General features: G+C 61.7%; 23 protein-coding genes. 14 read left to right on the top strand and 9 right to left on the bottom strand.

What is annotated here, in order from left to right; all coding sequences use genetic code 11:
* Positions 1-35: 35 nt before the first annotated feature.
* The 6 genes from purN to nadC all read left to right on the top strand — a co-directional run bounded on the left by purN (position 36) and on the right by nadC (position 6951).
* Positions 36-689, top strand: a complete 654-nt coding sequence (gene purN / locus PDMSB3_RS16385) for a phosphoribosylglycinamide formyltransferase (RefSeq protein ID WP_007180623.1) — start codon at positions 36-38, stop codon at positions 687-689.
* On the top strand, positions 686-1945 hold the full coding sequence (locus PDMSB3_RS16380; protein ID WP_007180624.1) for an RsmB/NOP family class I SAM-dependent RNA methyltransferase: 1260 nt from the start codon (positions 686-688) through the stop codon (positions 1943-1945). Before purN ends, PDMSB3_RS16380 begins: the two co-directional genes overlap by 4 nt.
* Positions 1946-2026: 81 nt before the next feature.
* Positions 2027-3382 (top strand): mechanosensitive ion channel family protein, encoded by a 1356-nt coding sequence (locus PDMSB3_RS16375; RefSeq protein WP_007180625.1) that lies wholly within the window; start codon positions 2027-2029, stop codon positions 3380-3382.
* Between the two features lie 203 nt (positions 3383-3585).
* A complete protein-coding gene (locus PDMSB3_RS16370; protein ID WP_165186968.1) occupies positions 3586-4782 on the top strand; it encodes a DesA family fatty acid desaturase in 1197 nt (398 codons plus the stop codon).
* 130 nt (positions 4783-4912) lie between these two features.
* Positions 4913-6052, top strand: a complete 1140-nt coding sequence (gene nadA, locus PDMSB3_RS16365; RefSeq protein WP_007180627.1) for a quinolinate synthase NadA — start codon at positions 4913-4915, stop codon at positions 6050-6052.
* Complete coding sequence (gene nadC / locus PDMSB3_RS16360) at positions 6052-6951, top strand: carboxylating nicotinate-nucleotide diphosphorylase (protein ID WP_007180628.1); 900 nt, start codon at positions 6052-6054, stop codon at positions 6949-6951. The genes nadA and nadC overlap by 1 nt, the downstream gene beginning before the upstream one ends.
* An 88-nt stretch (positions 6952-7039) precedes the next feature.
* Here nadC and nadB read toward each other — a convergent pair whose 3' ends face one another.
* From nadB to radC, 4 genes are all read right to left on the bottom strand, one after another.
* Positions 7040-8638, bottom strand: a complete 1599-nt coding sequence (gene nadB, locus PDMSB3_RS16355) for an L-aspartate oxidase (protein WP_007180629.1) — start codon at positions 8636-8638, stop codon at positions 7040-7042.
* A 247-nt stretch (positions 8639-8885) separates the two neighbouring features.
* Positions 8886-9053, bottom strand: coding sequence for a 50S ribosomal protein L33 (gene rpmG, locus PDMSB3_RS16350; protein ID WP_007180630.1), 168 nt, complete (start codon positions 9051-9053; stop codon positions 8886-8888).
* 10 nt (positions 9054-9063) lie between these two features.
* Complete coding sequence (rpmB, locus tag PDMSB3_RS16345; RefSeq protein ID WP_007180631.1) at positions 9064-9297, bottom strand: 50S ribosomal protein L28; 234 nt, start codon at positions 9295-9297, stop codon at positions 9064-9066.
* A 241-nt stretch (positions 9298-9538) separates the two neighbouring features.
* Entirely contained in the window at positions 9539-10300 is a 762-nt protein-coding gene (gene radC, locus PDMSB3_RS16340; RefSeq protein ID WP_007180632.1) for a RadC family protein, read from the bottom strand.
* A 197-nt stretch (positions 10301-10497) separates the two neighbouring features.
* Here radC and PDMSB3_RS16335 point away from each other — a divergent pair, with 197 nt between their 5' ends.
* The 7 genes from PDMSB3_RS16335 to PDMSB3_RS16305 all read left to right on the top strand — a co-directional run bounded on the left by PDMSB3_RS16335 (position 10498) and on the right by PDMSB3_RS16305 (position 17533).
* Positions 10498-10953: an FKBP-type peptidyl-prolyl cis-trans isomerase gene (locus PDMSB3_RS16335; RefSeq protein ID WP_007180633.1), complete on the top strand. Its 456-nt coding sequence runs from the start codon at positions 10498-10500 to the stop codon at positions 10951-10953.
* A gap of 2 nt (positions 10954-10955) precedes the next feature.
* The gene (ispH, locus tag PDMSB3_RS16330) at positions 10956-11915 is read left to right on the top strand and encodes a 4-hydroxy-3-methylbut-2-enyl diphosphate reductase (protein ID WP_007180634.1); all 960 of its coding nucleotides are present in this window, start codon (positions 10956-10958) and stop codon (positions 11913-11915) included.
* Positions 11916-12456: 541 nt separating this feature from the next.
* Complete coding sequence (locus PDMSB3_RS16325; RefSeq protein WP_007180635.1) at positions 12457-13656, top strand: branched-chain amino acid ABC transporter substrate-binding protein; 1200 nt, start codon at positions 12457-12459, stop codon at positions 13654-13656.
* A gap of 230 nt (positions 13657-13886) precedes the next feature.
* Positions 13887-14837: a branched-chain amino acid ABC transporter permease gene (locus tag PDMSB3_RS16320; RefSeq protein ID WP_007180636.1), complete on the top strand. Its 951-nt coding sequence runs from the start codon at positions 13887-13889 to the stop codon at positions 14835-14837.
* Positions 14838-14855: 18 nt separating this feature from the next.
* Positions 14856-16025 (top strand): branched-chain amino acid ABC transporter permease, encoded by a 1170-nt coding sequence (locus PDMSB3_RS16315; protein WP_007180637.1) that lies wholly within the window; start codon positions 14856-14858, stop codon positions 16023-16025.
* Between the two features lie 18 nt (positions 16026-16043).
* Entirely contained in the window at positions 16044-16817 is a 774-nt protein-coding gene (locus tag PDMSB3_RS16310) for an ABC transporter ATP-binding protein (RefSeq protein ID WP_007180638.1), read from the top strand.
* Positions 16817-17533 carry an ABC transporter ATP-binding protein gene (locus PDMSB3_RS16305; protein WP_165186966.1) on the top strand — a complete coding sequence of 239 codons (717 nt, stop codon included), beginning with the start codon at positions 16817-16819 and terminating at the stop codon, positions 17531-17533. The genes PDMSB3_RS16310 and PDMSB3_RS16305 overlap by 1 nt, the downstream gene beginning before the upstream one ends.
* Positions 17534-17615: 82 nt before the next feature.
* Here PDMSB3_RS16305 and PDMSB3_RS16300 read toward each other — a convergent pair whose 3' ends face one another.
* From PDMSB3_RS16300 to PDMSB3_RS16290, 3 genes are all read right to left on the bottom strand, one after another.
* Positions 17616-18089: a GNAT family acetyltransferase gene (locus PDMSB3_RS16300; protein ID WP_007180640.1), complete on the bottom strand. Its 474-nt coding sequence runs from the start codon at positions 18087-18089 to the stop codon at positions 17616-17618.
* 18 nt (positions 18090-18107) lie between these two features.
* Positions 18108-19292, bottom strand: a complete 1185-nt coding sequence (locus PDMSB3_RS16295; protein ID WP_007180641.1) for an acetylornithine transaminase — start codon at positions 19290-19292, stop codon at positions 18108-18110.
* Positions 19293-19758: 466 nt separating this feature from the next.
* Entirely contained in the window at positions 19759-20790 is a 1032-nt protein-coding gene (locus PDMSB3_RS16290) for a CDP-6-deoxy-delta-3,4-glucoseen reductase (RefSeq protein WP_007180642.1), read from the bottom strand.
* A gap of 95 nt (positions 20791-20885) precedes the next feature.
* Between PDMSB3_RS16290 and PDMSB3_RS16285 the strand changes: the two genes are divergently transcribed.
* The gene (locus tag PDMSB3_RS16285; protein ID WP_165186964.1) at positions 20886-21911 is read left to right on the top strand and encodes an NAD-dependent epimerase/dehydratase family protein; all 1026 of its coding nucleotides are present in this window, start codon (positions 20886-20888) and stop codon (positions 21909-21911) included.
* A gap of 127 nt (positions 21912-22038) precedes the next feature.
* Here PDMSB3_RS16285 and PDMSB3_RS16280 read toward each other — a convergent pair whose 3' ends face one another.
* Together PDMSB3_RS16280 and PDMSB3_RS16275 are read right to left on the bottom strand one after the other, a co-directional pair.
* Entirely contained in the window at positions 22039-22227 is a 189-nt protein-coding gene (locus tag PDMSB3_RS16280; RefSeq protein WP_007180644.1) for a hypothetical protein, read from the bottom strand.
* A 167-nt stretch (positions 22228-22394) separates the two neighbouring features.
* Positions 22395-23105: a pseudouridine synthase gene (locus PDMSB3_RS16275; protein WP_165186962.1), complete on the bottom strand. Its 711-nt coding sequence runs from the start codon at positions 23103-23105 to the stop codon at positions 22395-22397.
* Positions 23106-23290: the final 185 nt, after the last annotated feature.

Below are 23290 nucleotides of genomic sequence, written 5' to 3'. Positions count from 1 at the left end.
GCGGTTTCAGTGTCCCCGAATGATAAAATCCGCGGATGAAAAAACTCGTCATCCTGATTTCCGGACGGGGAAGCAACATGGAAGCCATTGTTCGAGCCTGCTCGGACGAAGCCTGGCCCGCGCAAGTCGCCGCCGTGATTGCCAACCGTCCCGATGCCGCGGGCCTTGCGTTCGCGGCGTCGCACGGCATTGCCACGGCGGTGGTCGACCACCGCCAGTTTTCCAGCCGCGACAGCTTCGACGCCGCGCTCGCTCAGCAAATCGACAGTTTCGCGCCCGATCTGGTGGTGCTCGCCGGCTTCATGCGGGTGCTCACGGCCGGTTTCGTCGATCATTACGCCGGGCGCATGCTGAATGTGCATCCGTCGCTGCTGCCAAGCTTTCCGGGCCTGAAAACCCATCAGCAGGCGCTCGACGCGGGCGTGCGGCTGCACGGCGCGTCCGTGCATTTTGTCACGTCCCAGCTGGATCACGGGCCGATCGTCGTACAGTCGGCGGTTCCCGTGGAGACGGGCGACACTCCCGCCACGCTCGCCGAACGCGTGCTGGCAACTGAACACATCATTTATCCACGCGCGGTGCGCTGGTTCGTCGAAGGGCGCCTTGCTCTCGAAGGCCTGCGTGTCACGCTTACGCCGCCGGAGCCGCAATGGCTCTTTGCCGGTCACACCGCCGGAGAGGGCGCATGAGATTGCATGGTTTTTTGATTGGACAAACTGAGACTTTGTTGGCTGAAGTCCTAAAACTCAACGGCCCGGCCGACGCTACCACGAGCCGTTTCTTCCGCGCGCACCCGAAGCTCGGGCACGGCGAGCGCGGGGTCATCGCCGAGGCGGTTTTCGCGGTGCTGCGCCGCCGGATGGAATTCGCCCATCTGGCCGAAGGCGGCGCCGGCAGCCCGGCGCGCCGCATGGCGTTGCTCGGCCTGATGCAGACGGCGGGACGTAACGCGCTCAAGCCGTTTGTGTCGGAACAGGAGCTGAGCTGGCTTGAACACGTTTCGAAGATCGACCCGGAAAGCCTGCCGTTGCGGATTCGCCTGAATCTGCCCGACTGGATCTATCAGGCGCTCAGCAAGCGTTTCGAACCCGATGAGCTGGCGCAACTGGCCGCGGCGCTGAACTACCCGGCGCCGCTGGATCTGCGCACCAACCCGATCAAGGCGAGCCGCGACGACGTGCTGAACGCGCTGTCGAAGGCCGGTATCGAGGCTGGCGCCACGCCGTTCGCACCGTTCGGCGTGCGGGTGGTCGGCAAGCCGCCGCTCACCAAGCTCGACGCGTTCCAGCATGGCTGGGTCGAAGTGCAGGACGAAGGCAGCCAGTTGCTGTGCTCGCTGGTCGCGCCCAAGCGCGGTGAAATGATCGTCGACTTCTGCGCGGGCGCGGGCGGCAAGACGCTGGCGCTGGGCGCGGCGATGCGCTCGACCGGTCGGCTCTACGCCTTCGACATCTCCGAGCGGCGTCTCGCCAAGCTCAAGCCGCGCCTTGCACGCAGCGGCTTGTCGAATGTGAATCCGGTGCTGATCGATAGTGAACACGATTCCAAGATCAAGCGCCTCGCGGGCAAGATCGACCGCGTGCTGGTCGATGCGCCGTGCAGCGGCCTGGGCACACTGCGTCGCAACCCGGACCTGAAGTGGCGCCAGTCGCCGGAATCGGTGGCCGAACTGGCGCCGAAGCAGGCGTCGATTCTGGCGAGCGCCGCGCGCCTGGTAAAGAAGGGCGGCCGCCTGGTCTACGCCACCTGCTCGATTCTGGAAGCCGAAAACGAAGCCGTGGTGGAGCAGTTCCTCGCCGGCCATCCCGATTTCGCTCTGGTGCCCGCGCGCGACGTGCTGGCCGAGCAGCGCATCGATCTGGAAATGGGCGATTACCTTTCGCTGTGGCCGCACCGGCACGCTACCGACGGCTTCTTCGCCGCCGTGCTGGAACGCCAAAGTTAGGCGCAGGCGTAACAGGCTTCTGCCGGCGCGCGCGGGTTCGATTCCTGAACCCGGCAGGGCGCCGGCGATTTCCGCGACATCATGCAAAACCGTCTTTTCCCTCATATGTTCAGCGACCTCGCGCGCGATTTCGGTCAGCCGGTGATGTTGTGGCAGGTCGGCGTCCTGCTCGGGACGCTCGCGATCGCGTGGCTGCTCGCGCGCCTGTTGCGCCGGGCGCTGGATCTGCGTCGCCAGACGCGTTACCAGACCCTGCGCTTCGGCGCGGAAAGCCTGAATCGCGCGTTCTTTCCGCTGATCGGCGCGACCCTCGTCTGGCTCGCGCGGTCGGTCACCGGCCAGTTCATGCACACCGCGCTGCTCGATCTGGCGCTGGTGCCGTTATTTGGCATTGGCCTGATTTACATTGTGTTTTTCTTTGCGCGGCGGGTTTTCAGCCACGACGGCGCGACGCATCCGTGGCTGTTCCTCGTCGAAAAGATCGTTTCGCTGGTCGTCTGGGTCGGCATGGTGCTCACGGTCATGGGCATTCAGGACGGCGTGATCACGTGGATGGCGAGCGTCCAGTTCCGCGTCGCCAACGCGCACATGACGCTGCTCTCGCTTATCTCGGGACTGCTGTGGGTATGCGTGACGATGATTGTCGCGATGTGGCTCGGTTCCACGTTCGAAGACCGTCTGATGCGTTCGAAAACGCTCGATGCCAACCTGAAGGTGGTGGTGGCGCGGGTCGGCCGGGCGGCGTTCGTGCTGGCGGCGGTGCTGATCAGCCTGTCGCTGGTCGGCATCGACATCACCGTGCTGGGCGTGTTCGGCGGCGCGCTGGGCGTTGGGCTGGGCTTCGGTCTGCAGAAGATCGCCAGCAACTACGTGTCGGGATTCATCATCCTGATCGACCGGTCGCTGCGCATTGGCGACACGATCAACGTGAGCGGCCTGCAGGGCATGGTCACGCAGATCCGCACGCGCTATACCGTCGTGCGTGGACTGGACGGCATCGAGACGCTGATTCCGAACGAAAAGCTGATCACGGATGTGGTCCAGAACCAGTCGTCGTACCTGACGCGCGGCTATGCGAAGGTGGCCGTGCAGGTCGCGTACACGTCCAACGTCGAGCAGGCGATGGCGCTGCTAGTGCAGGCTGGCGGGGACGTGCCGCGAGTACTGCAGGAACCTGCGCCGACGCCTTATCTGGCGAGTTTCGGTGCGGACGGCATCAACCTCGAACTCGGGTTCTGGGTCGAGGACGCGGCCACCGGAACGTCGGGCGTGCGCTCGGCCGTCAACCGGAATATCTGGCGTCTGTTCTCGGAGCACGACATCTCGATTCCGTTCGCGCAACGCGAAGTGCGAATCGTCGGCAATGTTGGCGCCGGGGTACCGCAGCCGGTAATAATGACCGCCCCCTCGGCCAATCAGGCGGACGGCGCGCATTGACGGGCGCTTTAGACGCGCCGGCGAGTCTTATATAGACGTTCGGTGTGTTGCGTTCCGTTGATGCGGCACAAAAAATCCCTATTTGTTACAAACACTTGGAACGGTTCAAGTAGAATATCGTCCAATCCAGCTGTATGCTTTCACTTTCTTGACACGCGCAATCTGCGTGTATCTCGTACCTCTCGTTCCACAGGTAAATTGCCTTGTTGAATTCTTTGCTCGATTTTCTTGCCCACGGTCTGCTGCACTTCTCGTGGTGGCAACTCGTGCTGTACACGGCGATCGCGACGCACATCACGATCATCGGCGTGACAGTCTATCTGCATCGCTGCCAGGCGCACCGCGCGCTGGAACTGCATCCGGTCGTCAGTCATTTTTTCCGTTTCTGGCTGTGGATGACCACCGGCATGCTGACCGGCCAATGGGCCGCGATTCACCGCAAGCACCACGCCAAGTGCGAGACTGAAGAAGATCCGCACAGCCCGCAAACGCGCGGCATCTGGAAGGTGCTGCTCGAAGGCGCGGAACTGTACCGCACTGAAGCGAAAAACGAAGAAACGATGCGCAAGTTCAGTCACGGCACGCCGAACGACTGGATGGAACGCAACGTCTACACCAAATACCCGATCCTCGGCGTGAGCCTGATGATGGTGCTGAACGTCGCGCTGTTCGGCGTCGTCGGTCTGACGATCTGGGCCGTGCAAATGGTATGGATTCCGTTCTGGGCCGCCGGTGTGGTGAACGGTCTCGCGCACTTCTGGGGCTATCGCAACTTCAACTCGGCGGATGCCAGCACCAACATTTTCCCGTGGGGCATCATCATCGGCGGTGAGGAACTGCATAACAATCACCACACGTATGCGACGTCCGCCAAGCTGTCGAACAAGTGGTACGAGTTCGATATCGGCTGGATGTATATCCGCATCATGTCGGCGTTCCGTCTCGCGAAGGTGAAGAAGGTTGCGCCTACGCCGCGCCTCACCACCGGCAAGCTGGTGCTCGATCAGGACACGCTGCAAGCCGTGCTGGCCAATCGCTACGAAGTGATGGCGCGTTACGGCAAGGCGCTCAAGCGCGCCTATCGTCAGGAACTGGCGCATTTGAAGGAAGTCGGCGCGCGCGAGAAGTATCAACTCATGCGCGGTGCGCGTAGCTGGTTCCACAAGGAAGAAGCGGGTCTCGACGAACCGCAGAAGCGTCAGTTGCCGCAAATTTTCGCGAGCAGCCAGAAGCTCAAGACGTATATCGACATGCGCAACGAACTGGCGGCCATGTGGGAGCGCTCCAATGCTTCGCGTGATCAGTTGCTGATTCAGTTGCAGGACTGGTGTCATCGCGCTGAACAAAGCGGCATCAAAACGCTGCAAGAGTTTGCGATGCGATTGCGCCGTTATGCCTGATAGCGAAATCCATTAAAATCTCAGTACGTCACAAAACCCCGCGTTGGCGGGGTTTTGCTTTTTGGGCCGCGGAAACTGCAACGACACGCGATTGAGAGTCCGCGGCGGCAGAGCGAAGGCAGAGGAGATCATGGATCAGCAGGCGATCAGGACCGTCGAATACGACCGGCCACAAGCGCAGGGTACGACCTGCGGGATCGGGCAGGCGTGGGCGAAGGTGCCCGACATGCCGTCGGCCGAAGAGAAGCTGGCGCTGAAGGCACGCATCCGCAAATTGCTCGAACGCGAGAAAGCGGTGCTTGTCGCGCACTATTATGTCGACGCGGAATTGCAGGAGCTCGCCGACGAGACTGGCGGTTGCGTGGCCGATTCACTGGAGATGGCGCGCTTCGGACGCGATCACGACGCGCAAACGCTGGTCGTTGCGGGCGTGCGCTTCATGGGCGAGACGGCGAAAATCCTGAGTCCGGACAAGCGCATTCTGATGCCGGATCTCGACGCAACCTGTTCGCTCGATCTGGGCTGCCCGGTCGATGAGTTCTCGGCTTTCTGCGACGCGCACCCGGATCGCACGGTGGTCGTGTACGCGAACACGAGCGCAGCCGTGAAGGCGCGCGCGGACTGGATGGTGACGTCGTCGATCGGATTGGAAATCGTTGCCGACCTGCACGCCCGCGGCGAAAAGATCATCTGGGCGCCGGACCGCCACCTCGGCAGTTATATCCAGAACAAGACCGGCGCGGACATGCTGCTGTGGCAGGGTTCATGTCTGGTGCACGACGAATTCAAAGGCATCGAACTCGACCTGCTGCGCGCTGAATATCCGGGCGCCAAAGTGTTGGTGCACCCTGAGTCGCCGGCCAATGTGGTCGCGCAGGCAGACGTGGTGGGCTCGACTACACAATTGATCGACGCGGCGCAAAAGCTGGACGCGACGCATTTTATCGTGGCGACCGATCTCGGCATTCTGCACAAGATGCAGCTCGCCGCGCCCGGCAAGACCCTGATTGCCGCGCCGACGGCCGGCAACAGCGCGACCTGCAAGAGTTGCGCGCACTGCCCGTGGATGGCAATGAATGGCCTCGCAAATCTGGCCGACGTGCTCGAGCGCGGTCACAACGAAATCTTCGTCGACCGTGCGATCGGCGAGCGGGCGCGTCTGCCGATCGACCGGATGCTGGATTTCGCGGCGCGTCACAAGAAGCGCGTGCAGGCGAGCGGCGATCTGGCGCGCGACGCGCAACTCTATTCGAACGTGGGAGCAGCGTGATGGGGGCGGTTGAGCGCAGTCAAGTCGAGGCGGTGTCGCCGCTGTTGGCTGAAATTCAAGCGCAGTACGGCACGGCATTCGAAGCCGCGTTGGCGCGCAACGTCGCCGACGCACTGGCCGAAGACATCGGCACCGGTGACCAGACGGGCCGCCTGGTTCCAGTGGACGACCTGCGCGGCGCGCGCATCATCGTGCGTGAGGATGCGGTGCTGTGCGGCGTGCCGTGGTTCAACGCGGTGATGCGCCAGGTCGATCCGCGTATCGAGGTCCAGTGGCGCTATCGTGAAGGCGACCGGATGAAAGCCGACACAACGGTCTGCGAACTGCGCGGACCCGTGCGCGCCTTGTTGACGGCGGAACGCAACGCGCTGAACTTCCTGCAATTACTGTCGGGGGTGGCGAGCGCGACGCGCCGTTATGTCGATGCCATCGCTCATACGCGAACGCGCATTCTCGATACGCGCAAGACTTTGCCGGGCCTGCGGCTCGCGCAAAAGTACGCGGTGCGCGTGGGTGGTGGTGCGAACCAGCGTCTCGCGCTGTACGACGGTATTCTCATCAAGGAAAACCACATCGCCGCGGCTGGCGGGGTGGGCGCTGCGATGGACGCCGCGCTGGCGCTGAATGCGGGCGTGCCGATCCAGGTCGAAGTCGAGACACTCGAAGAACTGGAAACTGCGCTGGCTCATCGCGCGCAATCCATTCTGCTGGACAATTTTTCGTTCGACGCCATGCGCGAAGCGGTGCGCATCACAGCGGGGCGGGCGGTGCTGGAGGTGTCGGGTGGTGTGAACTTCGATACCGTGCGCACGATTGCCGAAACCGGTGTCGATCGTGTGTCGATCGGCGCGTTGACCAAAGACGTGCGCGCAACAGATTACTCGATGCGGATCGTCTGACGTTTGAGCACACCGGTCGCAGTCGATCGGGAAAGGGCTATCGCCGGGATGATCTGGCGATAGCCCTTTCTGTTTCAGCTCGTCTCGATCACACGTTGCGGTTGCGTACATGCTCCGGCGAGAGCACTGTCGGCAGCGCTTTGGGCAAAGTGGCCGGCCAGTCGCGGCTGAAGTGCAAACCGCGGCTCTCACGCCGCGAACGCGCGCCTTCGACGATCAACGACGCCACATCGACCAGATTGCGCAATTCGAGCAAGTCGCGGCTCACCTTGAAGTTGGCGTAATACTCGTGAATTTCATCGCGCAGCAGGGCGAGCCGATGCTTCGCTCGTGCGAGCCGCTTGTCGGTCCGTACGATGCCGACGTAGTTCCACATCAGCCGGCGCAGTTCGTCCCAGTTATGCGCGACCACGACTTCTTCGTCCGGATCGGACACGCGGCTTTCGTCCCAATCCGGCAGCGGGGCGTGAACGGCAGCGCTAAAACCTTCTTCTTCGATCGCTTGTGCCGCGGAGCGTCCAATGACGATGCATTCGAGCAGGGAGTTGCTGGCAAGCCGGTTCGCGCCGTGCAAACCCGTGCATGACGTCTCGCCGACCGCATAGAGGCCGGCCAGGTCCGTCCGCCCCGCCAGATCGGTCACGACGCCGCCGCAGGTGTAGTGTGCGGCCGGCACGACCGGAATCGCTTCCCTGGTGATGTCGATGCCGAATTCCAGGCAGCGCGCCAGAATCGTCGGGAAGTGCTCGCGCAGGAATTCGGACGGTTGATGGCTGATGTCCAGATACACGCAATCGATGCCACGCTTCTTGATTTCGAAGTCGATCGCACGCGCGACGATATCGCGCGGCGCGAGTTCGGCACGTTCGTCGTGGTTCGGCATGAAACGCGTGCCGTCCGGGAGCTTGAGAATGCCGCCTTCGCCGCGCACGGCTTCCGAGATCAGAAACGATTTTGCGTACGGGTGGAACAGGCAGGTCGGATGGAACTGGATGAATTCCATATTGGCTACGCGGCAGCCGGCCCGCCACGCCATCGCGATGCCGTCGCCGGTCGCGGTGTCGGGATTCGTGGTGTAGAGATAAACCTTGCCGGCGCCGCCAGTGGCGAGCACGGTATGCGGTGCCTCGATCGTCACGGTGCGGCCGCTTTGCAGATCGAGTGCATACAGGCCGTGACAACGCCGTCCTGGCAAGCCGAGGCGGTCGGACGTGATCAGGTCGATTGCGTAGTGATCTTCGAGCAGCGTGATGTTCGGGTGACGGCGCACCCGCTCGCTGAGCGTGGCCACCACGGCGTGGCCCGTTGCATCCGCAGCGTGAATGATCCGCCGGTGGCTGTGGCCGCCTTCGCGCGTCAGGTGGAAACCGAGCTCGGCGGCGTCGTCTTTGGTGAACGGCACGCCTTGCGCGATCAACCATTCGATCGCGGCCCGCCCATGTTCGACGATGAAGCGCGTTGCCGCTTCGTCGCACAGGCCGCCGCCCGCGATCAGCGTATCGCGCACGTGATTCTCAATGCTGTCCGCCGAATCCAGTACTGCGGCGATGCCGCCTTGTGCCCAGTCGCTTGCGCCTTCGGTAATCGATCGCTTGGCGACCACCGCAACCCGCCGGGTCTCCGCCAGATTGAGCGCGACGCTCAAACCAGCCAGACCGCTACCGACAATCGCCACATCGAATTCCATTGCGTACATCTCCGTCTTTTCGTTTTGCGGTGACGGCGTGCGATTCGCTCGCCGCTAAAACGAGAAAGGATACGCGCCGCGACGGATGAGGGAAAGCTGGCCGAACGGCATAAGACTATTCGGACTGGCGAATCATGGACAAGCAGCGACACAGAGATAAAGAGGCGTGCGCCGAAAACAAAAAAGCCCCGCACGAATGCGAGGCTTTTTTTGTATGTCTTTGCCTTCGTCAGGCAGGAGCCAAGATTTACTTAATCTTGGTTTCCTTGTACTCAACGTGCTTACGGACGACCGGATCAAATTTCTTGATCAGCATCTTTTCCGGCATGTTGCGTTTGTTCTTCGTCGTCGTGTAGAAGTGACCCGTGCCTGCGGTCGATTCCAGCTTGATCTTGTCGCGTGCGCCTTTCGCCATGATTTACTCCTTAGGCTTCACCGCGTGCGCGCAGATCTGCGAGCACAGCGTCGATACCGTTCTTGTCGATCAGGCGCAGGCCGGCGTTCGAAACGCGCAGACGCACCCAACGGTTTTCGCTTTCCACCCAAATGCGGCGGTTTTGCAGGTTCGGCAGGAACCGGCGCTTGGTTTTGTTGTTCGCGTGGGAAACGTTGTTGCCGCTCATCGGCGCTTTCCCAGTTACTTGGCATACGCGTGCCATGAGAGCACTCCTAATACGCTAATTCTGAGTTCGAACGCCGTGAAAGTTTCCCGAAAAGAGCGGCGCTGAGCTGATGACACAACTCCAGGCACGTTTCCTTTCCGGAACGCCTTGGTGGCTTCGGAACAGGGGGTTGGAAATAGGCAAACCGGAATTCTAGCAGAAAAAAAGCCGCAAAATCAAACCTTATTTGCGATGCCGGCCACGGCACAACGCCTGCGCGACCTGTGTTCGGGCCGTGTCACGGCCAGCCGGCGCGGGCGAAGGAGTAGACGCTATCGGTGCCGATCACCAGATGATCGACCAGTTGCACGTCGATCAGGGTGAGCGCGTCGCGCAGCGTATGAGTCAGGCGACAGTCGCTCGCGCTCGGCTGGACGGCGCCGGACGGGTGATTATGCGCGACGATCAGACTGGCTGCATTCAGACTCAGCGCGCGCCGCACGATCTCGCGTGGATATACCGCCATGCGCGTGAGCGTGCCCTGTGCGCTTTCTTCGCAGCGTATCAGCCGATGCCGGGCGTCGAGGAAAAGCGACACAAAAATTTCCTGTGGACGCCCGCCGATCCGTAGGCGAAGGTAATTTTCTACGGCCTCGGGCGAATTGATCAGCGAGCGCATGCGCATTTTATCGACTAGCGAGCGCCGCGCCATCTCCATGATGGCGAGCAGTTGGGTCTTTTTCGCGGGGCCAATGCCGCGGAGGTCGGCGAAATCCGTGTAGGTTGCGTCGAGCATCGCACGCAGCGAGCCGAAGCGCTCGAGCAACGCGCGCGCCACATCGAAGACGTCGTGGCCCGGCAGCCCCGAGCCTAGAATAAGCACGATCAGTTCGGTATCCGACAGCACGCTGGCGCCCTGTTCGATCAGCCGCTCGCGCGGCATGTCGTTTTTGAGCCATTTGCCTCGCACGAGTGGCGTGGGCGCTGCATCAGGCGCCGCGAGGTCGGGGGCGGCGGTTTCAAGATTTGCTTCGTCAATCGGGGTGGCGTGATCTGCCATATATACAGGATCCTCCGCTTCGGGTTGGTGGTGCGGCAATGCGGCGGCCGCGCGGCGATGCGCGCGACGGACACAGCCGCCGCCCGCTATGTGGCTTACAATAGGCGCTTTGCGCACGGCACCCCGACGGTTTGCCACACGCGTCGACTGCGCCAGCGGCGCACGCGTGCAGCGCGCTTCGACCGAGCGAGCATTGCATGAGCATCATCGACATTTCCGAAGTGAAACCGGGTTCACACGTGACGCTTCACTACCGGCTTTCCCTTGCCGATGGCGCCGAAGTCATCAATACCTTCAACGACAAGCCGGCCACGCTGCTGCTCGGCGCCGGCCAGCTGGCGCCGCCGCTGGAAGATATTCTGCTGGGTTTGAAGGTCGGCCACCATTCGACCTTTCAGCTAGCGTCCGGCCAGGCGTTCGGTCCCCGTAATCCGGAATTGATCCAACGCGTATCGCTCGCCACGCTGCGCGAAAACAGCATGATCGGCGAGGATTTTTCTCCGGGCGACCTGGTCGAATTCAACGCGCCGGGTGGCGGCCGCTATGCCGGCGTTCTGAAAGAAGTCGGTGAAACGTCGGCCCTGTTCGACTTCAACCACCCGCTTGCCGGCCAGGCGCTGGCGTTTGAAGTGAAAATCATCGGGATTCTGTAAACATGAGCATTATGGATACGACTCTTGCTGAAACCGAGATCCTGCTGGCGCAGCCGCGCGGGTTCTGTGCCGGTGTCGACCGGGCGATCGAGATCGTAGAGCGGGCTATCAAGCTGCACGGCTCGCCGATCTACGTGCGTCACGAAATCGTCCATAACGCGTACGTGGTCGAGGATCTGCGCAAGAAGGGGGCGATCTTCATCGAACGGCTTGAAGAGGTGCCGCCCGGCAACACGGTTATTTTCAGCGCGCACGGCGTGTCGAGGGCAGTGCGTTCCGAAGCCGAGACTCGCGGGCTGCGCGTGTACGACGCCACATGTCCGCTCGTGACCAAGGTGCATATCGAGGTCGCGAAGATGCGCCAGGACGGCTTCGACATCGTCATGATCGGTCACAAGGGCCATCCCGAAGTCGAAGGCACGATGGGCCAGGCGGGCGAGGGCATGCATCTGGTGGAAGACATCGAAGACGTGCAGGCCTTGCAGTTGGCCGACCCCGAGCGGATCGCGTTCGTCACGCAAACCACCCTGTCGGTCGACGACGCTGCCCAGATCATTGCCGCCTTGAAGGCCAAATACCCGTCCATCCGCGAACCGAAAAAGCAGGATATCTGCTACGCCACGCAAAACCGCCAGGACGCGGTGAAGTTCATGGCACCGCAGTGCGACGTCGTGATCGTGGTCGGCAGCCCGAATAGCTCGAACTCCAACCGGCTGCGCGAGTTGGCCGAGAAGCTCGGCGTGCCTGCTTATATGGTGGACTCGCCCGATCAGATCGATGCGGTCTGGGTCGAGGGCAAGCGCCGCATCGGCGTAACGGCTGGCGCCTCGGCGCCGGAGGTGCTGGCGCAGGCGGTGATCGCCCGTTTGCGTGAACTCGGCGTGCGCAATGTGCGCGCGCTAGAGGGCATCGAGGAAAACATCGCGTTTCCGCTGCCACGCGGTTTGGGTCTGCCCGCCTGACAATTCGCTGACTGCTGAAAGAAAAGCGCGCCCGAGGGCGCGCTTTTTTTATGTTCGCCGCCTGGCAACTGCACTCTACATAAAGTGTCAGATCATCGCGTGGGACCAATTTTGGTGTCCTCTCACACAAATTTCTTTGAATTGTGATGCGGGTTTTTATAGATTTAAACATGATACGTCCCCGTTTAATGAGGGCTAAACAGGTTGCGTGTTTTTTTGACGCACTAAGATAGTGCGTATATCCCGATATCCGCAGAAACGTAATACGTAACGCCAGCCCCGGTGCAATCGGGCGCACGGGAAATTCGCTGCAACACTTGATGCCATTGGGTGCAACGGTGGTGCAACTGATGCACGAAAAATAGGCGCAACCCGGTTGCGCCTTTTGATCGTCTTCGCTCTCAAAATAAGGTTGCAATGCAGGAAAACCCCAGCGGTTCAACAATATTGCCCGTCGCAAAATTGGAGTTACAATGCGCGCGTTCTCAAGGCCTCAGGGTCTCCGGACAATAGATTTTGCAAGGCGCAGGAGACCTATTTAATGCGAGTCAAGTTTGCTTACGCCGTGTCCATCGCGGCCGCGGTTGCGATGCTGACCGCGTGCGGCAAGAAACAGGATGGTGAGGCGGGAGCGGGTGCATCTGCGGCTGTGGCGGCAGCGGCACCGGCGAGTGAAGCGACTATCGTGAAGATCGGTCATGCGGCCCCTTTGACGGGCGGTATTGCGCATCTGGGCAAGGACAACGAAAACGGCGCGCGTCTGGCAGTCGAGGAAATCAATACGCAGGGTTTGACCATCGACGGCCACAAGATCCAGTTGGAGCTCGATGCGCAAGACGATGCCGCGGACCCGAAAACGGGAACGGCGGTCGCGCAGAAGCTGGTCGACGATCACGTGGTGGCGGTGGTCGGCCACCTGAATTCGGGCGTGTCGATTCCGGCTTCGAAGATCTATAGCGATGCGAGCATCGTGCAGATCTCGCCGTCGTCGACGAATCCGGCGTACACGCTGCAGGGTTTCAAGACGACCTACCGGGTCGTCGCCACCGACGCGCAACAAGGTCCGGCGCTCGCCGATTACGCCACGAAGGCGTTGGGCGCCAAACGCATCGCCATAGTGGACGATGCAACCGCCTACGGTAAGGGGCTCGCGGACGAATTCGCGAAGACCGTAGAGGCGAGCGGAGCGAAGATCGTCGCGCGGGAAGCGACGAACGACCGGGCCACGGATTTCCGGGCCATCCTCACAAAGATCAAAAGTGTTCAGCCGGACGTGATCATGTTCGGCGGCATGGACGCGACGGGCGGGCCGTTTACCAAACAGGCGGCGGCGCTCGGTATCAGGGCAAAAATCCTTGGCGGCGACGGTGTGTGTACCGACAAGGTGGGTGAGCTGGCGGGAACCGCCGTGCAAAACCTGGTCTGTTCGGAGGCGGGACTTGCGCTTTCGAAAATGGACAAGGGAGCGGACTTCGAGAAGAAGTACGTGGACCGCTTCCACACGCCGGTGCAGATTTACGCGCCGTTCACGTATGACGCTGTGTACGTGATTGTCGATGCAATGAAGCGCGCTAATTCTATCGAGGCGCCCAAGGTGCTGGCTGCGATGCCATCGACCGATTACAACGGGGTAATCGGTCACATCGCGTTCGACGACAAGGGTGATTTGAAAGAGGGCGCCATTACGCTTTACGACTTCAAGGACGGCAAAAAAGCGGTCCTCGACGTCGTGAAGATGTGATGACGGGACGTTCAGCCTGACGGCACCGAAACCACCCAACGGTGCCGTTTTTGCATCCGCCCAAGGCGAGCCCGCGACTGTCATCCAGTTGCCAAGGCGAACCGGCAGCGGATAACCCTTACCGGTCTTTTACATCAGTACCCGCAGTGCCGTTGAGATTGGCGTACCGCATCACCGCCCACCGGCTGATGAAGAACGCGAATCCAGTCGCACGGGCTAAGGAGCATTAAATGGATATTTTCATCCAGCAGGTTCTCAACGGGCTGGTGCTTGGCAGCGTTTACGCCATCATCGCACTGGGCTATACGATGGTTTACGGCATTCTGGGCATCATCAACTTCGCGCATGGCGATGTGTTGATGGTGGGCGCGATGGTCGCGCTCTCAGCCATAGGCGTGCTGCAGAACCACTTCCCCGGCCTCGGCAATGTGCCGACGCTCGTCATCGCGCTGATCATCGCGGCCATCGTGTGCGCGGTTGTCGGCTACACGATCGAGCGCGTGGCTTACCGGCCGTTGCGTAAAGCACCGCGTCTCGCCCCGCTGATCACCGCGATCGGTGTGTCGATCCTGCTGCAGACGCTGGCCATGATGATCTGGTCGCGCAATCCGCTGCCGTTCCCGCAGCTGTTGCCCACCGACCCGCTCAACGTGATCAAGGCCACGGACACGACGCCGGGAGCCGTGATCTCGATGACCGAAATCGTGATCATCGTGGTGGCGTTCCTCGTGATGGGCGGCCTGCTGCTGCTCGTGCACAAAACCAAGCTCGGCCGCGCGATGCGAGCCATCGCCGAGAACCCGGGCAATGCGTCGCTGATGGGCGTGAACCCGAACTTCGTGATCTCGGCGACTTTCATGATCGGCTCGGCGCTTGCCGCTCTGGCCGGCGTGATGATCGCATCGGAATACGGCAACGCACACTTCTATATGGGCTTCATCCCCGGCCTGAAGGCCTTTACCGCAGCAGTGCTCGGCGGTATCGGCAATCTCGGCGGCGCGATGGTGGGCGGCGTGCTGCTCGGCCTGATCGAGCAGCTGGGCGCTGGCTACATCGGCAACCTCACCGGCGGTGTGTTCGGTAGTAACTATCAGGACGTGTTCGCCTTCATCGTGCTGATCATCGTGCTGGTGTTCCGTCCGTCGGGCCTGCTCGGCGAACGCGTGGCGGATCGCGCCTGATCCTGGGAGAAAGCAAACATGACCTCAATTCAACCGATCGAGCCGTCCACGACGCTCATCCCTGAAAAGAACCTGACCAAGACGCTGACGGTCGGCATCATCACCGCAATTTGCGTGATCGCCGCGCCGATGATCATCGGCACGGCGGGCGGCAACTACTGGGTCCGCGTGCTCGACTTCGCGATGCTGTACGTGATGCTCGCGCTCGGCCTCAACGTGGTGGTCGGCTTCGCCGGCCTGCTCGACCTGGGCTACATTGCGTTCTACGCGGTGGGCGCCTACGTTGCAGCGCTGCTGAGTTCGCCGCACCTGTCCACGCAGTTCGAGTGGATTGCGCACCTCGCGCCGAACGGGCTGCACGTGCCGTTCCTGATCATCGTGCCGTGCGCGATGGGTCTAGCCGCGCTGTTCGGCGTGCTGCTCGGCGCGCCGACGCTGCGTCTGCGTGGCGACTACCTCGCCATCGTGACGTTGGGCTTCGGGGAAATCGTGCGGATCTTCATGAACAACCTCGACCGTCCGGTGAATATCACCAACGGCCCGAAGGGGATCACGGCGATCGACCCGGTGCACCTGGGCGACTTCAGCCTGGCGCAGACGCACTCGCTGTTCGGTTTCCAGTTCCCGTCGGTGTACTCGTACTACTACCTGTTCGTGATCGCCGCATTGGTCGTGATCTGGGTGTGTACGCGTTTGCAGCACTCGCGTATCGGCCGTGCGTGGGCCGCGATCCGCGAAGACGAAATCGCCGCCAAGGCAATGGGCATCAACACCCGCAACGTGAAGCTGCTGGCGTTCGCGATGGGCGCTTCGTTCGGCGGTCTGTCGGGCGCGATGTTCGGCTCGTTCCAGGGCTTCGTGTCGCCGGAATCGTTCACGCTGCCGGAATCGATCGTGGTGCTGGCGTGCGTGGTGCTGGGCGGTATGGGCCACATCCCGGGCGTGATTCTCGGCGCGGTGCTGCTCGCCGTGCTGCCGGAATTCCTGCGCTCGACGATGGGTCCGCTGCAGAACATGATCTTCGGCCATGAAATCGTCGACACGGAAGTGATCCGTCAGCTGGTCTACGCACTCGCGATGGTGCTGATCATGCTGTACCGCTCGGAAGGCTTGTGGCCGTCGCCCAAGCATGAAGACAAGATTGCGAAACTGTCGAAGCGCAATGGCAAGAAGCCGGTGCGGGTCTAACGGACACGGAGAATAAATATGAGCGATAACATTCGACTGTCCGTCAAAGGCGTGAACAAACGCTTCGGCGGTTTGCAGGCGCTGTCCGATGTCGGTCTTGAGATCAAGGCCGGGCAGATTTACGGTCTGATCGGCCCGAACGGCGCCGGCAAGACCACCTTCTTCAACGTGATCACGGGCCTGTACACGCCGGATTCGGGCGAATTCAAGCTCGACGGCACGCCGTACACGCCGACCGCTGTTTATCAGGTGGCGAAGGCGGGCATTGCGCGTACGTTCCAGAACATCCGCCTCTTTGGCGGCATGACCGCGCTGGAAAACGTGATGGTTGGCCGTCACGTGCGCACCAGGCACGGTTTGATCGGCGCGGTGTTCCAGACACCGTCCGAGCGCAAGGAAGAGCGCGAGATCAAGGAGCGCGCGATCGAACTGCTGGAGTACGTCGGCATTGCGCAGTACGCGGACTACACGTCGCGCAATCTGTCGTACGGTCACCAGCGTCGGCTGGAAATTGCGCGTGCTTTGGCAACGGATCCGAAACTGCTGGCGCTGGACGAACCGGCCGCCGGCATGAACGCGACGGAGAAGGTCGAACTGACCAAGCTGCTCGACAAGATCCGCTCTGACGGCAAGACGATCCTGCTGATCGAACACGACGTGAAACTCGTGATGGGTCTGTGCAACCAGATGACGGTGCTCGACTACGGCAAGGTGATTGCCCAGGGTCTGCCGCAGGACGTGCAGAAGGATCCGAAGGTGATCGAAGCTTATCTGGGTGCGGGGGTCCACTAATGGCAACGGCAATGTTGAAAATCAAGAGCCTGCAGGTCAATTACGGCGGCATTCAGGCAGTCAAGGGCATCGATCTCGAAGTCGCGCAGGGCGAACTGGTCACGCTGATCGGCGCGAACGGCGCGGGCAAGACCACGACGATGAAGGCGATCACGGGTCTGAAGCCTTACACGATCGGCGACATCGAGTACATGGGCGAGTCGATCAAGGGCATTCCGCCGCATCTGCTGCTCAAGCGCGGTCTCGCGATGGTGCCGGAAGGCCGCGGTATTTTCGCGCGCATGTCGATCATCGAGAACATGCAGATGGGCGCCTATCTGCGTACCGACACGGACGGCATCAAGGCGGACGTGGATCGCATGTTCGGCTTCTTCCCGCGTTTGAAAGAGCGCGCGACGCAATACGCGGGCACGCTCTCGGGCGGCGAACAGCAGATGCTGGCGATGGCGCGCGCGATCATCTCGCGTCCCAAGTTGCTGCTGCTGGACGAGCCGTCGATGGGGCTGTCGCCGATCATGGTCGAGAAGATCTTCGAGGTGGTGCGGGCGATTTCGGCTGAAGGCATGACCGTGCTGCTGGTCGAGCAGAACGCGCGGCTCGCGTTGCAGGCCGCGAATCGTGGCTACGTGATGGACTCGGGTCTGGTCACGATGTCGGGTGACGCGAAGCAGATGCTGGATGATCCGAAGGTGCGGGCAGCGTATCTGGGTGAATGAACCCGGTTAGTTTGCTATACGTATGAAAAAAGGTCGCATGCGTTTTCGCATGCGACCTTTTTCTATTTGGCGAGGCGCGCGTCTAGGTGGTCGTTGCCACCGGGTCCGCCAATTCACCCAGACGCTTGCCGAGACTGATCACGGCGTCGGCGCGATAACCGAGCGCCTCGTAAAACGCGCGCACGTCGGCCTTCGCGGACAATACCTGCAGATTCAGTTTCGGGCAGCCACGCTCCGTCAGCGCGCGTTCGACATGCGCGACGAGCCGCGTGCCGATTCCATGACGACGCAGCGATTCATCCACCGCGAGCGAATACAGCCAGCCGCGATGGCCGTCGTAGCCGCCCATCACCGTGCCGACGATCCGCTCGCCGAGTACCGCGACAAAGAACAGTTCCGGCTGCGTCGCCAGCTTGTTGGCGATCGACAGATGCGGATTGCGCTGCGGCCTCGTGACGTCCCGATACTCCGGGAAGGCTTGCTGCCACAGCGCGACCACGGCATCGGTGTCGCGCGCTTCGAAGCATCGGATCGACAGCGTTGCGCTCGACGTCATACACGCAGTCCCGTCCGATTACAGCGTGTCGAGAATCGAACGCAGCATCGCCATCATCTGGTCGATTTCTTCGTTGGTCACATTCAGCGCTGGCATGAAGCGCAGCAGGTTCGGACGCGCCGCGTTCAGCAGCAGGCCGTCAGGCTGCATGTTGCGCGCCTTTTCGACGATCTGGTTGCCGATGTCCTTGCCGAGCAGCAGCGCGCGCAACAGGCCTTCACCGCGTTCGCCCAGGAAGCCGCGTTCTTCCGACAACTCCAGCAGTTTCGAGCGCAGATACTCGCCGCGCGCGCGCACGCTTTCGAGGAAGCCCGGCGCGGTGAGTTGCGAGATTACCGAGTAGCCGACTGCCGTCATCAGCGGATTGCCGTTGTAGGTGCCGCCCTGGTCGCCCGCTTCGAACACGGCGACGGCCGCTTTCGAGAGCAGCGCCGCGAGCGGCACGCCGCCGCCGATGCCCTTGCCGAGCGTCATGATGTCCGGTTCGATGCCCGACAGCTCGTACGCGAACAGCGTGCCCGCGCGGCCGCAGCCGCTTTGCACTTCGTCGACGATCAGCAGCAGGTTGTGCTTTTTCGTCAGCGCGCGCAGTTGCTGCATGAACTCGCGCGTGGCGGGAATCACGCCGCCTTCGCCCTGAATCGGTTCGAGCATCACGGCCACGGTCTTCGCATTGATGAGTTTTTCCACCGACGCGATATCGTTCAGGTCCGCCTTCGGAAAGCCCGGCACTTGCGGTGCGTAGATCGTGTCCCAGCCCGGCTTGCCGCTGGCCGACATGGTGGCCAGCGTGCGGCCATGGAAGCTGTGATCGAACGTGATGATCTCGAACGCGCCGTCCTTGAACTTCTTGCCCCACTTGCGCGCGAGCTTGATCGCGCCTTCGTTGGCTTCGGCGCCGCTGTTCGCGAAGAACACCTTGTCGAAACAGCTGTGTTGCGTGAGCAGGCCGGCGAGTTTCGCCATCGGCTCGTTGTAGAAGGCCGGCGACGGGTTGATCAGCAATTGCGCCTGTTTGTTCAGCGCTTCGATCATGCCGTCGTTGCAATGGCCGAGGCTGTTGACCGCCCAGCCCTGGATGAAGTCCAGATATCGCTTGCCGTTGTTGTCGTAGAGCCACGAGCCTTTGCCGTGCGTGAAAACGATTTCGGGCCGGTTCGTGATGTACATCAGCGACTCGATCGGATACTCATTGAAATTCATGACGGCAGGCTCCAGACAACGGGGGTAAAGGGTGGATGAAGTTTGGCCAACTACAAAATAAGAGCCGAAAAAACAGAAAAGCCACGGCATGCCGTGGCTTTCATGATTCGAACAGCTTGCGCCTTTGTGTGGCGCGAATCCGTGACGAAGCCAGCGGCGTCCCTAGGGAAGCGGCGAGCGGCGACGTCGAAGTTCGGACTGGATGCGGTTCATGCGCGAAAGAATACGACAAGGAAAGCGCTGGTGTAAACCATGAATTTGCGTTGGACGGATATTTTTTCCGTCGTGCAAAGCCATGCTGCTTGCCGATTATGAGAGGTCCGGCTGACTAAAATGTGACGGCGCTGGTTCAAACCGTTGGTCCGACGGGCAGGGCAGGTCACGAAGAACGGCCGCTGAAAATGCAAATGGGCGCTCCACCGAGCGCCCATTCTGAATCAGGAAGCCGGGGGTCCGCCCCCTAACATCAAACCGCGTTCGCCAGATCCGCTGCGCTCGTGAACGAATCCGCGTAGAACTCGTCTTCCGGCAGTCCATGATGCTGCGTGAAATCGCGCTGCGCCGACTCCACCATCACCGGTGCGCCGCACGCATACACCTGGTAGGCCGACAGGTCGGGCAAGTCTTCGAGCACCGCACGATGCACGAAGCCGACGCGGCCTGTCCATGCGTCGCCCGCATCCGGCTCGGACAACACCGGCACGAACTTGAAGTTCGGAATCTCGCGCGCCCATTGCTCGGCGAGTTCGAGCAGATACAGATCTTTCTTGCGGCGTGCACCCCAGTACAGCGTCATCGGCCGGTTCAGGTTCTTGAACACTGCGTGCTCGATGATCGCCTTCAACGGCGCGAAGCCCGTACCCGACGCGAGCAGCACGATCGGCTTGTCCGAATCTTCACGCAGGAAGAACGTGCCGAGCGGCGCTTCGAAGCGCAGGATGTCGCGCTCTTTCATGGTGTTGAACACATGATCGGTAAAGGCACCGCCGGGCATGTGACGGATATGCAGTTCGATCGGGCCTTCCGTGTGCGGCGCATTCGCCATGGAATAGCTGCGGCGCTTGCCATCTTTCAGAATGAATTCAAGGTACTGGCCGGCGAGATATTGCAGACGCTCGTTGGCCGGCAATTGCAGCTTCAGCACGATGACGTCGTCGGCCTTGCGCTCGATCGCGTTCACCCGGCACGGCAGTTTCTTGACCTGCACGTCGCCGACGCCGGCCACCTCGCGGATGTCCACTTCGAGATCGGAGCAGGCGGTCGCGCAGCAGAAGAGCGCCATGCCGCGCGTTTTTTCCTCGTTCGACAGAGCCGACGAAGAATGTGCACGCTGCTCGATTTCGCCGCTGATCACAGTGCCCTTGCATGAACCGCAGGCGCCGTTCTTGCAACCGTACGGCAGGCCGATGCCCTGGCGCAAGGCGGCGCTCAGCACCGGTTCGTCCTGTTCCACCTGAAACTGCCGGCCGCTTTGCCGGAGCGTGACGTTAAATGCCATAGAGTGTTCGAATTCGAAAAGTCGGTAATCGTTATCGGACTCGCCGTATCCACTGCGCGGTACTTGCCGCGCCTGACGGCTACAATGCGTCCACCATGAAAGCGACACGAAACTTCCGCCGGCCGCGCGTGTTAATCGTAGGTTGCGGCGACGTCGGCATGCGCTGCGTGCCTTTGCTGCAGCCGCGCGCGCATGTCTTTGCGCTGACCAGTCATGCCGGGCGCAGCGCCGAATTGCGCGCTGCGGGCGTCACGCCGCTGGTCGGCGATCTCGATGTGCGCCGCAGCCTGAAACGACTCGCGGGCCTCGCGCCGACGGTGCTACACCTCGCGCCGCCGCAAAAAACCGGCGACGACGACCGCCGTACCCGTGCCTTGCTCGCTACGCTGGGCACGCGCCGCGCTTCAGCGCTGCGTGCCGCGCATGGCACCGTGGCGGCGGTGGGGCGATTGCGCCGCGTTCGCGCCTCGTGGGCGGAATCTGAAACAGCCGGTATTGTACCCGACGGGGTGCGCCGGACCGCCGGTTCGCGCGCACCCGTGCGCCTCGTGTACGCGAGCACGACGGGCGTCTATGGCGACTGCGGCGGCGCGTGGATCGACGAGACACGCGTGACGCAGCCGGCCAACGCCCGCGCCAGGCGCCGTGTCTCGGCCGAGCGGCAATTGCGGCGCGTGACGGCGCGCGGCAGTGTGGCGGCCAGCATCGCGCGAATTCCGGGCATCTATGCGGGCAACCGTCTGCCGCTCGCGCGGCTCGAAAAAGGCACACCGGCCCTGATCGATGCCGACGACGTCTACACCAACCACATTCACGCCGACGATCTGGCCGCGATCCTCGTGCGGCTCGCCACGCACGGGCGGCCGGGGCGCGTGGTCCACGCGTCCGACGACTCGTCGCTGAAAATGGGCGAGTACTTCGACGAGGTGGCCGATGCGTTTGGACTCCCGCGTGCACCGCGCATTACGCGGGACGAAGCGGAGCAGCAGATCGAGCCGACCTTGCTGTCTTTCATGCGCGAATCGAGACGGCTTTTGAACCGGCGTCTCAAACAGGAGTTGAGCGTGCGCTTGCGCTACCCAAGCGTCGAAGATTTTTTGCGTGAAAGCGTGAAAGCGTGAAAGCGTGAAAGCGTGAAAGCGTGAAAGCGAAGAAAAGCGCGGCAAAAAGTCATCGCCCCGGGCACTGCCCGGACCATCCCTTTCCCCCGGCGCTCCACTGCATCAGCGTCGCGCGGCTTCGCGAGGTCTACGTCAGCGCGGGCAATGCTTCCAGCAGCACGAAGCACAGCATCGCGCCGATCAACGCGCCGATCAGGTTCGGATGATAGTTGTGCCGCAGCCGCATCATGACCAGCAATCCGCCAATCAGAACTAGCCCGAGGCATAGAAAAGCAACCATCACGGACGAGATCTGCAAACTGTCGTGGATGACCATGGCGCCCCTCCTTGAACCCTTTGTAGTCTTTGTTTAAGCGAGTATAGGGCGACGTGTAAGGAAGATCATGCTGCGACGCAGCGCCCAGACGGGGACCATGCGCGCTGTATGCGCAGCCGCGCATGCGTTTTCCTGCTGCATCAAGGCCTTAAAGGGGCACTACCGGTTTACCCGCTCCGTAGAGATCCGAGGTGGGTTTCGTCGAGCCATTGCCATGCGCCTGGTGCAAGCGCCCCGGGCAAAGCGAAACCGCCTATCCGCTCGCGATGCAGCGCCTCGCACCGGTTGCCGGCTGCCGCGATCATCCGCTTGACCTGGTGATACTTGCCCTCCATCACGGTGAGTGCGAGCGTGTGGTCGCCGCGCGCCTCTACGTTGACTGCGGCAATCGGTTTGGACTCGCCATGCAGCAGCACGCCGTCGTGCAGTGCGCTCAATTGCACGTCGTCGATCGGATGGCGCGTAGTGGCGACATACACCTTGGGCACTTTGCGTTTCGGCGAAGTGAACAGGTGAACGAACTTGCCGTCGTCGGAGAGGAGCAGCAGGCCGGTGGTGTCCTGATCCAGCCGGCCCACGCATTGCACGCCGCGCTCGGCGAACTGCGGCGGCAACAGGCTGAACACGCTCAGGTGATGCTGCGGGTCGCGCGAACATTCGTAGCCCGCCGGCTTGTTCAGAAGCAGATAGGCGTGCTCGCGATACGGCCAGACTACACCGTCCACGGTGAAGGAGAACGTGGTGTCGCCGGTGGGGAAGTCGGCGTCGGCATCGGTGCAGACAGCGCCGCCGATGCTCACGCGCGCGTCGGCGATCAGCGCGCGGCACTGACGGCGCGAGCCGAAACCTTGAGTGAAGAGAATACTTTCGAGATTCATGGCGAGCGAAGAATAACACCGCAAGAAGCGGAGCGCGCCCCGCGGCGCGAGTCGGACCACTGCGATCCGTTCATCCGCTGCGCCTCCGTGAAAACCCTCAAAAATGAAAATGAATTTTTTCAGATGGGATTTCTATGTAAATATACTTTCATTCATTTTCATTACGCCCGAAGGAAGTCCCTCGG

It is taken from the genome of Paraburkholderia dioscoreae, from assembly GCF_902459535.1.
In the GTDB taxonomy this organism is placed as follows: Bacteria; Pseudomonadota; Gammaproteobacteria; order Burkholderiales; family Burkholderiaceae; genus Paraburkholderia; species Paraburkholderia dioscoreae.
The sequence above is the reverse complement of the archived record's forward strand: the minus strand, read 5'-3'. Positions and strand labels throughout refer to the sequence as shown.

What these genes read in the sequence shown, in the direction of transcription:
- rpmB (WP_007180631.1), bottom strand. Translation starts at nt 9,297, where the DNA reads ATGGCACGCGTATGCCAAGTAACTGGGAAAGCGCCGATGAGCGGCAAC.
- PDMSB3_RS16320 (WP_007180636.1), top strand. Translation starts at nt 13,887, where the DNA reads ATGGATATTTTCATCCAGCAGGTTCTCAACGGGCTGGTGCTTGGCAGC.
- PDMSB3_RS16275 (WP_165186962.1), bottom strand. Translation starts at nt 23,105, where the DNA reads ATGAATCTCGAAAGTATTCTCTTCACTCAAGGTTTCGGCTCGCGCCGT.
- PDMSB3_RS16325 (WP_007180635.1), top strand. Translation starts at nt 12,457, where the DNA reads ATGCGAGTCAAGTTTGCTTACGCCGTGTCCATCGCGGCCGCGGTTGCG.
- PDMSB3_RS16295 (WP_007180641.1), bottom strand. Translation starts at nt 19,292, where the DNA reads ATGAATTTCAATGAGTATCCGATCGAGTCGCTGATGTACATCACGAAC.
- PDMSB3_RS16280 (WP_007180644.1), bottom strand. Translation starts at nt 22,227, where the DNA reads ATGGTCATCCACGACAGTTTGCAGATCTCGTCCGTGATGGTTGCTTTT.
- nadA (WP_007180627.1), top strand. Translation starts at nt 4,913, where the DNA reads ATGGATCAGCAGGCGATCAGGACCGTCGAATACGACCGGCCACAAGCG.
- rpmG (WP_007180630.1), bottom strand. Translation starts at nt 9,053, where the DNA reads ATGGCGAAAGGCGCACGCGACAAGATCAAGCTGGAATCGACCGCAGGC.
- nadB (WP_007180629.1), bottom strand. Translation starts at nt 8,638, where the DNA reads ATGGAATTCGATGTGGCGATTGTCGGTAGCGGTCTGGCTGGTTTGAGC.
- nadC (WP_007180628.1), top strand. Translation starts at nt 6,052, where the DNA reads ATGGGGGCGGTTGAGCGCAGTCAAGTCGAGGCGGTGTCGCCGCTGTTG.
- PDMSB3_RS16285 (WP_165186964.1), top strand. Translation starts at nt 20,886, where the DNA reads ATGAAAGCGACACGAAACTTCCGCCGGCCGCGCGTGTTAATCGTAGGT.
- purN (WP_007180623.1), top strand. Translation starts at nt 36, where the DNA reads ATGAAAAAACTCGTCATCCTGATTTCCGGACGGGGAAGCAACATGGAA.
- radC (WP_007180632.1), bottom strand. Translation starts at nt 10,300, where the DNA reads ATGGCAGATCACGCCACCCCGATTGACGAAGCAAATCTTGAAACCGCC.
- PDMSB3_RS16380 (WP_007180624.1), top strand. Translation starts at nt 686, where the DNA reads ATGAGATTGCATGGTTTTTTGATTGGACAAACTGAGACTTTGTTGGCT.
- ispH (WP_007180634.1), top strand. Translation starts at nt 10,956, where the DNA reads ATGAGCATTATGGATACGACTCTTGCTGAAACCGAGATCCTGCTGGCG.
- PDMSB3_RS16310 (WP_007180638.1), top strand. Translation starts at nt 16,044, where the DNA reads ATGAGCGATAACATTCGACTGTCCGTCAAAGGCGTGAACAAACGCTTC.
- PDMSB3_RS16335 (WP_007180633.1), top strand. Translation starts at nt 10,498, where the DNA reads ATGAGCATCATCGACATTTCCGAAGTGAAACCGGGTTCACACGTGACG.
- PDMSB3_RS16290 (WP_007180642.1), bottom strand. Translation starts at nt 20,790, where the DNA reads ATGGCATTTAACGTCACGCTCCGGCAAAGCGGCCGGCAGTTTCAGGTG.
- PDMSB3_RS16305 (WP_165186966.1), top strand. Translation starts at nt 16,817, where the DNA reads ATGGCAACGGCAATGTTGAAAATCAAGAGCCTGCAGGTCAATTACGGC.
- PDMSB3_RS16300 (WP_007180640.1), bottom strand. Translation starts at nt 18,089, where the DNA reads ATGACGTCGAGCGCAACGCTGTCGATCCGATGCTTCGAAGCGCGCGAC.
- PDMSB3_RS16315 (WP_007180637.1), top strand. Translation starts at nt 14,856, where the DNA reads ATGACCTCAATTCAACCGATCGAGCCGTCCACGACGCTCATCCCTGAA.
- PDMSB3_RS16375 (WP_007180625.1), top strand. Translation starts at nt 2,027, where the DNA reads ATGCAAAACCGTCTTTTCCCTCATATGTTCAGCGACCTCGCGCGCGAT.